This window comes from Streptomyces sparsogenes (genome assembly GCF_001704635.1).
In the GTDB taxonomy this organism is placed as follows: domain Bacteria; phylum Actinomycetota; class Actinomycetes; order Streptomycetales; family Streptomycetaceae; genus Streptomyces; species Streptomyces sparsogenes.
Window position 1 is genome coordinate 15,485 of the sequence record NZ_MAXF01000029.1, and the last position, 12,137, is coordinate 27,621.

At 74.3% G+C, this 12,137-nt stretch carries 8 protein-coding genes; 3 read left to right on the forward strand and 5 right to left on the reverse strand.

The genetic code is table 11. The features are described from left to right. Positions 1-65 precede the first annotated feature (65 nt). Together BBH68_RS05805 and pepN are read left to right on the forward strand one after the other, a co-directional pair. Positions 66-1,091 (forward strand): aspartate-semialdehyde dehydrogenase, encoded by a 1,026-nt coding sequence (locus tag BBH68_RS05805; protein WP_065959491.1) that lies wholly within the window; start codon positions 66-68, stop codon positions 1,089-1,091. Positions 1,092-1,210: 119 nt separating this feature from the next. Beyond that, positions 1,211-3,781, forward strand: coding sequence for an aminopeptidase N (gene pepN, locus BBH68_RS05810; RefSeq protein WP_065959395.1), 2,571 nt, complete (start codon positions 1,211-1,213; stop codon positions 3,779-3,781). A gap of 85 nt (positions 3,782-3,866) precedes the next feature. Here the strand turns inward: pepN and BBH68_RS05815 are convergent, their stop codons facing one another. The 4 genes from BBH68_RS05815 to BBH68_RS05830 form a co-directional block, all read right to left on the reverse strand. Then, a complete protein-coding gene (locus BBH68_RS05815; RefSeq protein WP_065959397.1) occupies positions 3,867-4,841 on the reverse strand; it encodes an acyl-ACP desaturase in 975 nt (324 codons plus the stop codon). A gap of 293 nt (positions 4,842-5,134) precedes the next feature. Further along, positions 5,135-5,371 carry a hypothetical protein gene (locus BBH68_RS05820; RefSeq protein WP_065959399.1) on the reverse strand — a complete coding sequence of 79 codons (237 nt, stop codon included), beginning with the start codon at positions 5,369-5,371 and terminating at the stop codon, positions 5,135-5,137. Beyond that, positions 5,368-7,611, reverse strand: a complete 2,244-nt coding sequence (gene malQ / locus BBH68_RS05825; RefSeq protein ID WP_065959401.1) for a 4-alpha-glucanotransferase — start codon at positions 7,609-7,611, stop codon at positions 5,368-5,370. Before malQ ends, BBH68_RS05820 begins: the two co-directional genes overlap by 4 nt. Beyond that, entirely contained in the window at positions 7,611-7,889 is a 279-nt protein-coding gene (locus tag BBH68_RS05830; RefSeq protein WP_065959403.1) for a hypothetical protein, read from the reverse strand. Before BBH68_RS05830 ends, malQ begins: the two co-directional genes overlap by 1 nt. A gap of 420 nt (positions 7,890-8,309) precedes the next feature. Here BBH68_RS05830 and BBH68_RS05835 point away from each other — a divergent pair, with 420 nt between their 5' ends. Next, positions 8,310-11,324, forward strand: a complete 3,015-nt coding sequence (locus BBH68_RS05835) for a glycoside hydrolase family 84 protein (RefSeq protein WP_065959405.1) — start codon at positions 8,310-8,312, stop codon at positions 11,322-11,324. A gap of 87 nt (positions 11,325-11,411) precedes the next feature. On the opposite strand, the gene BBH68_RS05840 is transcribed toward BBH68_RS05835, so the two are convergent. Further along, positions 11,412-11,948, reverse strand: coding sequence for an HNH endonuclease (locus BBH68_RS05840; protein WP_065959406.1), 537 nt, complete (start codon positions 11,946-11,948; stop codon positions 11,412-11,414). Positions 11,949-12,137: the final 189 nt, after the last annotated feature.

A 12,137-nucleotide genomic window follows, 5' to 3' on the forward strand; every position in this document is an offset into this window, starting at 1 on the left:
TGATGGGGGCACGCCGGGCCCACAGCGGCCCCCAGCAGCAGGCACGGAACATGAAGGAGCGCGTCGTGAGGATCGGAATCGTCGGAGCCACCGGCCAGGTCGGCGGGGTCATGCGCAAGATCCTCGCGGAGCGGGACTTCCCGGTCGAGGAGCTGCGCCTGTTCGCCTCGGCCCGCTCCGCCGGGCGGACGCTCCCCTGGCGGGACACCGAGATCTCCGTCGAGGACGCGGCCACCGCCGACTACTCGCGGCTGGACATCGCGCTGTTCTCCGCGGGCGGCGCCACCTCCCGGGCGCTGGCGCCCAAGGTGGCCGCGGCCGGCGCCGTGGTGATCGACAACTCCTCCGCCTGGCGGATGGACCCCGAGGTGCCGCTGGTGGTCTCCGAGGTCAACCCGGACGCCGCCGCGCACCGCCCCAAGGGCATCATCGCCAACCCGAACTGCACCACCATGGCCGCCATGCCGGTGCTGCGCCCGCTGCACGAGGAGGCCGGCCTCACCGCCCTGGTCGCCACCACCTACCAGGCCGTGTCCGGCTCGGGCCTGGCCGGGGTGGAGGAGCTGGACGGGCAGGTCCGCAAGGTCGTGGACGGCGCGCCCGCGCTGACCCACGACGGGTCGGCCCTGGAGTTCCCCGAGCCCGCCGTCTACAAGCGCCCCATCGCCTTCAACGTGCTGCCGTTCGCGGGCAACCTCGTGGACGACGGCCGCTTCGAGACGGACGAGGAGCAGAAGCTCCGCAACGAGTCCCGCAAGATCCTCGAGATCCCCGACCTGAAGGTCTCCGGCACCTGCGTCCGCGTCCCCGTCTTCACCGGCCACTCGCTCCAGGTCAACGCCCGGTTCGCGAACCCGCTGAGCGTGGCCCGCGCCTACGAGCTGCTGGAGGGCGCCCCGGGCGTCGAGCTCTCGGAGATCCCCACCCCGCTGCAGGCCGCGGGCAAGGACGCCAGCTTCGTGGGCCGCATCCGGGTGGACGAGACGGTGGACAACGGCCTCGCGCTCTTCCTGTCCAACGACAACCTCCGCAAGGGTGCGGCGCTCAACGCGGTGCAGATCGCGGAGCTGGTGGCGGCCGAGCTCAGCTGAGCACCGCCGTTCCGGGCACCTGAGGGGCGCACCCGCGGCGCCGGGCGGATTATCGCGGGCGACCGACCGGCCTTGCGTGGAAGGATGGCCGAAACGTCGTATGCGAAGGAGATGCCCAGGTGCCTGGAACGAACCTGACCCGCGAAGAGGCGCAGCGGCGGGCCCGGCTGCTCACCGTGGACTCGTACGAGATCGAGCTGGATCTCTCGGGCGCGCAGGAGGGCGGCACCTTCAGGTCGGTCACCACGGTGCGCTTCGAGGTGGCCGAGGCGGGCGCGGACTCCTTCGCGGACCTGGTCGCGCCCACCGTGCACCAGGTGGTGCTCAACGGGTACGAGCTGGACCCGGCGGAGGTCTTCGCGGACTCCCGGATCGCGCTGACCGGCCTGCGGGCGGGGCGCAACGAGCTGCGGGTGGTCGCGGACTGCGCGTACACCAACACCGGCGAGGGCCTGCACCGCTTCGTCGACCCGGTGGACCAGCAGGCCTACCTCTACACGCAGTTCGAGGTGCCGGACGCGCGCCGGGTGTTCGCGAACTTCGAGCAGCCGGACCTGAAGGCCACCTTCCAGTTCACCGTGACGGCGCCCGAGGGCTGGACGGTGATCTCGAACTCGCCGACGCCGGAGCCCAAGGACAACGTCTGGCGCTTCGAGCCGACGCCGCGCGTCTCGACGTACATCACCGCGCTGATCGCGGGGCCGTACCACAGCGTGCACAGCAGCTGGGAGGGCGAGGGGCGGTCGGTGCCGCTGGGCATCTACTGCCGCCCCTCGCTCGCCGAGTTCCTGGACTCGGACGCGATCTTCGAGGTGACCCGGCAGGGCTTCGACTGGTTCCAGCAGAAGTTCGACTACGCCTACCCGTTCGCCAAGTACGACCAGCTCTTCGTGCCGGAGTTCAACGCGGGCGCGATGGAGAACGCGGGCGCGGTCACCATCCGCGACCAGTACGTCTTCCGTTCCAAGGTCACGGACGCGGCCTATGAGATGCGCGCGGAGACCATCCTCCACGAGCTGGCCCACATGTGGTTCGGCGACCTGGTCACCATGGAGTGGTGGAACGACCTGTGGCTGAACGAGTCGTTCGCCACCTACACCTCCATCGCCTGCCAGGCGTCCGCCCCCGGCAGCAGGTGGCCGCACGCCTGGACCACCTTCGCCAACTCGATGAAGACCTGGGCCTACCGGCAGGACCAGCTGCCGTCCACCCACCCGATCATGGCCGAGATCCGCGACCTGGACGACGTCCTGGTCAACTTCGACGGCATCACGTACGCCAAGGGCGCCTCGGTCCTCAAGCAGCTCGTCGCCTACGTCGGCGAGGAGGAGTTCTTCAAGGGCGTCCAGGCGTACTTCAAGCGCCACGCGTACGGCAACACCCGGCTGTCCGACCTGCTCGGCGCGCTCGAGGAGACCAGCGGCCGGGACCTGAAGACCTGGTCGAAGGCGTGGCTGGAGACGGCGGGGATCAACGTCCTGCGGCCCCGGATCGAGACCGACGCCACCGGCACGATCACCTCCTTCGCGGTCCGCCAGGAGGCCCCGGCCCTGCCGCCCGGCGCCAAGGGCGAGCCACTGCTGCGCCCGCACCGCATCGCGATCGGCCTGTACGACCTCGACAACACCGGCAAGCTGGTGCGCACCGACCGCCTCGAGGTGGACGTGGACGGCGAGCTGACCCCCGTGTCGGCCCTGGCCGGCCGCAAGCGCCCGGCCGTGGTCCTCCTCAACGACGACGACCTGTCGTACGCGAAGGTGCGGCTCGACGCCGACTCGCTGGCCGTGGTCACCGAGCACCTGGGCGACTTCGAGGCGTCCCTGCCGCGCGCCCTGTGCTGGGCCTCGGCCTGGGACATGACCCGCGACGGCGAGCTGGCCACCCGCGACTACCTCTCGCTGGTGCTCTCCGGCATCCCCAAGGAGTCGGACATCGGCGTCGTCCAGTCGCTGCACCGCCAGGTCAAGGTCGCCCTCGACCTGTACGCGGCCCCCGACTGGCGCGAGACGGGGCTGGCGCGGTGGACCGAGGCCACCGTGGACCACCTGCGGGCCGCCGCCCCCGGCAGCGACCACCAGCTCGCCTGGGCGCGGGCCTTCGCCGACACCGCCCGCACCGACGAGCAGCTCGACCTGCTGGCGGGGCTGCTCGCGGGCACCGAGACCATCGAGGGCCTGGCCGTCGACACCGAGCTGCGCTGGGCGCTGCTGGAGCGGCTGGCCGCGACCGGCCGGGCCGGCGAGGAGGCGATCGCCGCGGAGCTGGAGCGGGACCGCACCTCGGCGGGCGAGCGCCACGCCGCCACCGCGCGCGCCGCGCGGCCGACGCCGGAGGCGAAGGCCGAGGCGTGGGCGTCGGTCGTGGAGGACGACAAGCTGCCCAACGCGGTGCAGGAGGCCGTCATCCGCGGCTTCGTCCAGACCGACCAGCGCGAGCTGCTGGCCCCGTACACCGAGAAGTACTTCGCCGCGGTGAAGGGGGCCTGGGACACCCGCAGCCACGAGATGGGGCAGCAGATCGCGATCGGGCTCTACCCGAACGTGCAGGTCTCGCAGGAGACCCTGGACGCGACCGACGCCTGGCTGGCCTCGGCCGAGCCCAGCGCGGCTCTGCGCCGCCTGGTCACCGAGTCCCGCGCGGGCGTCGAGCGCGCCCTCAAGGCCCAGGCGGCGGACGCGGCGGCGGGCTGATCCCGTCCCGGGGCTCCGCCCCGGGCCCCGGTCCCCGGTCGCCGGACGGGCTGATCAGCCCGTCCGGCGACCGGGCCGGCCGGTGTCAGACGCTCGCGGCGCGGGCCGCGCGGCGGGCGAGCATCGCCTCGCGGCGCTCGTCGAACTTCGTGGCCTGGGCGTCCAGGCCGCCCATGTACAGCCCCAGCTCCTCCTGCGCCTTGAGCCCCTCGCCGGTGAGCCCGGAGATCTCCAGGACCTTGAGGAAGCGCAGCACGGGCTGCAGTACGTCGTCGTGGTGGATGCGCAGGTTGTAGATGCCGCCGATGGCCATCTGCGCGGCGGCCCGCTCGAACCCGGGGATGCCGTGTCCCGGCATGCGGAAGCCGACGACCACGTCGCGGACGGCGCACATGGTCTGGTCGGGCGCCAGCTCGAACGCTTTCCCCAGCAGGTTCCGGTAGAAGACCATGTGGAGGTTCTCGTCGGTGGCGATGCGGGCGAGCATCCGCTCGCAGACCGGGTCGCCGGAGTGGTGGCCGGTGTTGCGGTGGGACACGCGGGTGGCGAGCTCCTGGAAGGCCACGTACGCCACGGAGTGCAGCATGCTGTGCCGGTTGTCGGACTCGAAGCCCTCCGACATGTGGCTCATCCGGAACCGCTCCAGCTCGACCGGGTCGACCGCGCGGCTGGTGAGCAGGTAGTCGCGCATGACGATGCCGTGCCGGCCCTCCTCCGCCGTCCACCGGTGGACCCAGGAGCCCCACGCCCCGTCGCGGCCGAAGAGCGTGGCGATCTCGTGGTGGTAGCTGGGCAGGTTGTCCTCGGTGAGGAGGTTGACCACGAGCGCGATCCGGCCCACGTCGCTGACCTTGGACTGCTCGGGCGCCCATGCCTCGCCGCCCATCACGCCGTCGAAGTCGCGGCCTTCGCTCCACGGCACGTACTCGTGGGGCATCCACTCCTTGGCGACCTTCAGATGCCGGTTGAGCTCCGCCTCGACGACCTCTTCGAGGGCGTACAGCAGGCGGCTGTCGCTCCATACGGCCTGACCGTGACGGTGGGAGGGGGCAAGGGTCACAGCGGCTCCTGGGGGCGTTGTGGGATGTGTTACCTACGGCTGCGTAGGTTCGACCTACGGGTCCGTAGGTTACGACACCGTAGGTTAAAGCGAAAATAAAAGGACCCCGTGCTGCGGGAGAACGCGGGCGTCCGGTGCGGTGACGCACAGGCGCGGACAGGCACAGACAGGACAGGCCCAGACAGGCACGGACACGCACGGACAGGCACGGACAGGCACGGATACGACGAGGGCGCCCGCCGGCCCATGGCCGGGGGCGCCCTCGTTTCACGGCGTCGTCGCGTCAGTTCATGTCAGTCACTGCGCTTGCGGCTCTTGTCACCGATCATCACCAGACCGGCGATGACGGCGAAGAGGACAAGGGGAGTGACGACGTAGAGGCCCAGCGTCTCGGCGACGCTCAAGCCCGGACCCGGGTCGTCACCGTCGTCGCGGAACGCGAACGCGGGGGACGACACCATCAGCATCGCCGTCGTCGCGGCGACGATGGCACCGGCGCGCACGGCGTTCTTTTTGACCTTGTTGCTCACGGACTCACGGTATCGGACGCCCTCGCGCCCCGCGTGCCCGGGGTGGGCTTGATCCCGCGCCCGCCCTCGGCCCCGGGTGGCGCCGCCCGCGTGACCTCGCCCATCAGGGCGTGCAGCCGGGGCGAGGCGACCAGATCCTCCAGCGACACCGGGCGCCCGGCGGCGTCCGCGATGGGCAGCCGCCAGTTCGGATACTGGTCCCAGGTCCCGGGGAGGTTCTGCGGGCGCCGGTCCCCCACCGTGTCCGGCAGCCACACCCCGACCAGCTTCGCCGGGGTGCGCAGCAGAAAGCGGTGGACCGCCTTCACCGCCCCCTCCTCGTCGTCCGGGCCCTCCGGGAGCAGCCCCAGCCGCCCCAGCAGCGCCAGCCACTCCGCGACCTCCACCGCGTCCTCGGCCCGCTCGCGCTCGAGCGGGCGGGTGAGCAGGCCCAGCCGGTGCCGCAGCTCGACATGGTCGCCGGTGAGGCGGGCGGCGGTGCTCGGCAGGTCGTGGGTGGTGGCGGTGGCCAGGCAGTCGGCGCGCCACTCCTCGGGCGCCAGCGGACGGGCCCGGGCGGGCGCGGCACCCTCGCCCTCCCCCGGCTCGCTCTGCTCCCCACTCGGGGCGGCCCCGCTGGTCCCGCCGTCCGCGCCGTCCGCGCCATTCGCGCCCGTGTAGTCCCGTTCGAACCACAGCACCGACGTGCCCAGCACCCCCCGCTCGGCCAGCGCCTCCCGCACCCCCGGCTCGACCGTGCCCAGGTCCTCGCCGATGACCACCGCCTCCGCGCGGTGCGCCTCCAGCGCGAGCACGCCGAGCATGGCCTCCGCGTCGTAGCGGACGTAACAGCCCTCGGTCGGCTCCCGCCCCTCCGGCACCCACCACAGCCGGAACAGGCCCATCACATGGTCGATGCGCAGCGCGCCCGCGTGGCGCAGCAGCCCGCGCAGCAGGTCGCGGTAGGCGGCGTAGCCCGTGGCGGCCAGGGCGTCCGGCCGCCACGGCGGCAGCCCCCAGTCCTGGCCGCGGGAGTTGAACGCGTCCGGCGGCGCGCCGATCGACATCCCGGACGCGAAGACGTCCCGCAGCGCCCAGGCGTCGGCGCCCGAGGGGTGCACCCCGACCGCCAGGTCGTGCACCAGGCCGATGGCCATCCCGGCGCCCCGCGCGGCGCGCTGGGCGGCGGCCAGCTGCGCGTCCGTCAGCCAGGCGAGCCAGCAGTGGAAGTCGACCCGGTCCAGGTGCTCGCCGCGGGCGCGGGCGACGGCGGCGGAGCCGGGGTCGGCCAGCCCGTCCGGCCAGGCGCGCCAAGCGGGGCCGTGGATCTCGGCGAGCGCGCTCCAGAGCGCGTGGTCCTCGAGGGCCTGGCCGCGCTCGGCCAGGAAGTCGCAGTAGGCGGCCCGGCGGCCGGGGCTGAGAGGCACGGTCCGTACCAGCTCCAGGGCCTCGCGCTTGAGCGCCCACACCGCGTCCCGGTCGATCAGCGCGCCCTCGTGGAGCACGGCGGCGCGCAGCGCGGCTGCCCGGTCCAGCAGCTCGTCGACGCGCTGTCGGACGGGGCCGCGCAGATGGGCGTATTCGGGCACGTCCTCGACCCGCAGATGGACCGGGTCGGGGAAGCGGCGGGAGGAGGGGCGGTACGGCGAGGGGTCGGTGGGCTCGGCGGGCGTGCCGGGCAGGGCCGCGTGCAGCGGGTTGAGCTGGAGGAACCCGACGCCCAGGGCCCGGCCCGACCAGGCGGCGAGGTCGGCCAGGTCGCCGAGGTCGCCCATGCCCCAGGAGCGCGCGGACAGCAGGGAGTAGAGCTGGACGAGGAAGCCGTGGCTGCGCGCCGGAGGGGCGGGCATCCGGTCGGGGGCGACGATCAGGGTGGCGGTGGCCGAGCGGCCGTCGGGGGCCTGGGCCCGCACGGTGTGGCTGCCCGGGGGGAGACCCGGGGGCGCCGGGCCGTCGGCTCCGGGCCGCCAGTCGAGCACCGCCCCGTCCTCGGTCTCCACCCGCAGCGCGGTGCCCTCGGGCAGCCGTAGACGCGGCGGCCTGCCGGGGCGGGCCACCACGCACGGGGGCAGCAGCCGGGAGCGCTCCTCGCGGTCGTGCCGCTCGAGGGCGGCCCGCACGGCGTCGGGGGTCGAGGCGTCCACGCCGAGCGCGGCGAGCACGGCGACGACGGTCTCGTCGGGCACCCGTACGGTGCGCCCGGGGGCGGGCTCATAGGAGGTGGCGACGCCGTGCAGCTCGGCGAGCCGCGCTCTGCCCATCAGTACTCCATCGGCTCCATGCCCGCTCCCGGGCCGAACGCGGCGGTGGTCGGCTCGCTCGTCAGCCGCGGTTCGGCGGCGAGCGGAGGCTCGCTGGTGAGGGGGGCCAGGTCGGCGGGCGCGGGCTCGCTGGTGAGCGGCGCCTCAGCGTACGGTCCGGAGCCGGACCCCTCGAGGCCGCACAGACCGCAGTCGGGGTGGGAGACCCCGGCGAACGGGTCCGGCTCCGGCATGGGTTTGGAGAGGGCGGAGAGCAGAAGCTGAGCTGACGCGGCCACACGGGCCTCCGGGGGTGTCGGCAGTGGGTCAGGGGCAGGCCTACCCAATAAGGGCGGCCGCAGACGTAACCGGTCCCCTAACGTGCCCCAGGTCACATTTCTTTGAGGCAGGCGATTTCACGGCCGTGAGGGGCCCGGGGCACACAGCTTACTGACCGACCGGGCCTTCCGGCGTCAGACTTGCGGAGCCCGCACCCCGCCGCCCGCCCCGCCGCCGCCCTCTGCCGTGGGCCCACACCGCTCACCTCGCGACAGCCCCACCACGGCATTACCGGCACTTCGGTCACCGCCGTTGACACCCTCGCGCGCGCGATGGTGGGCTCGACGACCGGTGGGGCCACACGCGTCCGGATCGAGGAGAAGCCCGTGCAGTTCCGGGGAAGCCGCGGGAGAACGTCGAGGGCGGCCGGCGCCACGGCCATGGCCGCGGCGGTCATCGGCGGACTGCTGGGCGCCGCGCCGGGCGCCGCCGCCGCGCCCGGGGCTCCCACCGCCCCCGGCGCCTCGGCCACGGACCGCGAGAGCGACGGCGGCCTGCCGCCCGTATGGCCGCGCCCCCAGTCGCTGCGCGCCCAGGGGGCCGGGGTGAGCGTGGGCCGGGAGGTCACGCTCGTCGCCGACGCCGCCTCCGACCCGTACGCGCTGGACGCGCTGCGCGCCCTGCTGCACGACGCCGGGGCACGGGTCGTCAACGAGGCCACCGAACCCACGCCCAAGGGCATGCCGCTGGCCGACGGGCTGGTGGTGCGCGTCGGCGGTCGGGGCGCGGAGCGCGCGCTGCGCGCCCTGGACGCGCCCGAGCGCGGCGATCTCCCCTCCGGCGGCTACCGCCTGGCGACCGGTCAGGTGTCCGGGAAGCCGACGGTCGCGCTGTCCGGCGTCGGCCCGGACGGCCTCTTCCACGCCGTCCAGACGCTGCGCCGGCTCATGGTCCGGCCCGACGGCGGGACGGGCACCTTCCCCGGGGTGGCCGTGCGCGACTGGCCGGCCGCCGCCGTGCGCGGCACCACCGAGGGCTTCTACGGCCGGCCCTGGTCCCACCGCGACCGGCTCGCCCACCTCGACTTCATGGGCCGTACGAAGCAGAACCGCTATCTCTACGCGCCCGGCGACGACCCCTACCGCCAGGCCCGCTGGCGCGACCCGTACCCCGCCGAGCGGCGCGAGCAGTTCCGGGAGCTGGCCGACCGGGCCCGCCGCAACCACGTCACGCTCGCCTGGGCGGTCTCCCCCGGCCAGGAGCTGTGCTTCTCCTCCGCCGACGACCTCAAGGCGCTGCTGCGCAAGGTGGACGCCATGTGGGCGCTCGGCGTGCGCGCCTTCCAACTCCAGTTCCAGGACGTCAGCTACAGCGAGTGGCACTGCGGCGCCGACGCCGACACCTTCGGCTCGGGCCCCGAGGCGGCGGCGAAGGCCCAGGCCCGGGTCGCGGGCGCGGTCGCCGCGCACCTGGCCGCGCGCCACCCGGGCGCCGCCCCGCTCTCCTTGCTGCCGACCGAGTACTACCAGGACGGCGACACCGACTTCAGGCGCGCGCTGGCCGAGCGGCTCGACCCCGACGTGGAGGTCGCCTGGACCGGCGTGGGGGTGGTGCCCAAAACCATCACCGGGGCCGAGCTGGCCGGCGCCCGGGCCGTCTTCGGCCACGCGCTGGTCACCATGGACAACTACCCGGTCAACGACTACGCCCAGGACCGGGTCTTCCTCGGCCCCTACGAGGGGCGCGACCCGGCCGTCGCCGGCCGGTCCGCGGCCCTGCTCGCCAACGCCATGGAGCAGCCGGTCGCCTCCCGCGTCGCGCTGTTCACCGCCGCCGACTTCGCCTGGAACCCGCGCGGCTACCGCCCCCAGGAGTCCTGGCGGGCGGCCGTCGACGACCTGGCCGGGCCCGACCCGCGCACCCGCGCGGCCCTCCGCGCCCTCGCCGGGAACGACGCGTCCTCGGTCCTCGGGGGCGAGGAGTCCGCGTATCTGCGCCCGCTGATCGAGGCGTTCTGGACGGCGCTGTCCGGGGAGACCGGCAAGCCAGGGCAGACCGGCAAGCCCGGGGCCGGCGGGGAGCGCCTCGACCGGGCGGCGGACCGGCTGCGCTCGGCCTTCAGGACGATGCGGGACGCCCCCGACCGGCTCTCCGCCACCCTGGGCGAGGAACTGGGCCCCTGGCTCGACCAGTTGGGGCGCTACGGCGACGCCGGCGTACGGGCCGTGGACATGCTCACCGCCCAGGCGCGCGGCGACGGGGCGGCGGGCTGGCGCGGCCGGACCGCGGTGCAGGAGCTGTGGGAGAAGATCGCGGAGAGCCGGGTGACGGTGGGCAAGGGCGTCCTGGCCCCCTTCCTGAAGCAGGCCCTCGCCCGGGCCGACGCCTGGGTCGGCCTGGACGGCGCGGACCGCGCGTCGCTGCGCACCTCCAAGGACCTGCGCGCCGCGGCCGACGGCGACGCCACGACCTCGGTGACCGCGGACGACCCGGTCACCGTGCGCTTCGACCGCGCCCGCCCGCTCACCGCCGTCTCCGCGCTCACCGGCCGCGCGGCCGCCTCGCCCGGCACCGTGGAGGCGCATGTCCCCGGCACGGGCTGGCGGCGGCTGGGCGCGGTCTCCGGCAGCGGCTGGACCCAGCTCGCCGGCCGTGGCCTACGGGCCGACGCGCTGCGCCTGACCTGGGCGGCGGGCGCCACGCCCCCCGCCATGCACGAGATCACCCCGTGGTTCGCCGACTCCCCGGCCGCCGAGCTGCGGCTGTCGCGGGAGGCGGTGGACGTGGAGGCGGGCGGCCGCGCCGCCGTCGTCGAGGCCCGGGTCACCGCCCGCCGCCCCGAGGACGTCCACGACGAGCTGACCGTCCACGCCCCGCGCGGCGTCCGCGTCACGGCCGACGAGGCGGTGACCGCCCCGCGCGGGGGCACCGCGACCGCCCGTATCGAGCTCTCGGTCCCCGCCGGGACCAGGACCGGGACCTTCACCGTCCCGGTGCGCTTCGGCTCCCAGGAGCGCGTGCTGACCGTCCGGGCCGTCCCGCCCACCGGCGGCCCGGACCTGGCCCGCGCGGACGGCGCCACGGCGACCTCGTCCGGGGACGAGACCCCCGACTTCCCGGCCTCCGCCGCGATCGACGGCGACCCCGCCACCCGCTGGTCCTCCCCCGCCGAGGACGAGGCCTGGCTGCGGCTGGAGCTCGCCCGCCCGGCCCGCGTCGGCCGGCTCGACCTGCACTGGCAGGACGCCTACGCCTCCCGCTACCGCGTCCAGGTCTCCGCCGACGGCCGCACCTGGCGCACGGCGGCGACCGTCTCCGACGGCCGGGGCGGACACGAGACCGTCCGGATGGACGCCCCCGGCACCCGCTTCATCCGCGTCGAGGGCGTCGAGCGCGCCACCCGCTTCGGCTACTCCCTGTGGTCGGTGTCGGCGTACGGGGTGACGGAGGACTAGCGGGTGTCTCCCTCCAGGGGGGTATCTCCGTAGGGACGCCCCGCGGACGGCCGGTGGACCGTCCGCAGTCATGACAATGGCCCGGACTCAGGCAGATTTGCCGTCGATCCGGGCCATGGCGTCCTCCGCGCCGTACGGCTGCAGGTATGGCAGCCAGCGCGGGTCCCTATGCCCCGTGCCGATGATCCGCCAGGCGAGGCCCGACGGCGGCGCCGGCTGATGACGCAGCCGCCAGCCGATCTCGGCGACATGGCGGTCGGCCTTGACGTGGTTGCAGCGACGGCACGCGGCGACCACGTTCTCCCAGGTGTGCTGGCCGCCGCGGCTGCGCGGGATGACGTGGTCGACGCTGGTCGCCACACCGCCGCAGTACGCGCACCGCCCGCCGTCGCGGGCGAAGAGGGCACGGCGGGTGAGCGGGACGGGGCCTCGGTAGGGCACCCGCACGAACCGCTTGAGGCGGACCACGCTGGGGGCGGGTATCGCACGGGTCGCGCTGTGCATCAGGGCGCCTGAGTCCTCGAGGCTGACGGCTTTGTCATTGAGGACGAGTACGAGCGCGCGGCGGAGCGGTACGACGCCGAGCGGCTCGTACGACGCGTTGAGGACCAGGACATGCGGCACGGGTGCCTCCTTGTACGCCGGCGGCGCGTGGCTCGCGCCGGGACGATCTCCCCCAGTTTCCCCTGAACCCCGGCCGGAACGCCACCATCACCGGGTTAACGGTTGAGAAGCATTTCCGGGCCCCGCCCGTATACCGCCGAACGAGCGGAATCGGGCGGCGGTCCGGGCCCGGGTCGGCCGCGTGAGTGG

What these genes read in the sequence shown, in the direction of transcription:
- malQ (WP_065959401.1), bottom strand. Translation starts at nt 7,611, where the DNA reads ATGGGCAGAGCGCGGCTCGCCGAGCTGCACGGCGTCGCCACCTCCTAT.
- BBH68_RS05835 (WP_065959405.1), top strand. Translation starts at nt 8,310, where the DNA reads ATGGCCGCGGCGGTCATCGGCGGACTGCTGGGCGCCGCGCCGGGCGCC.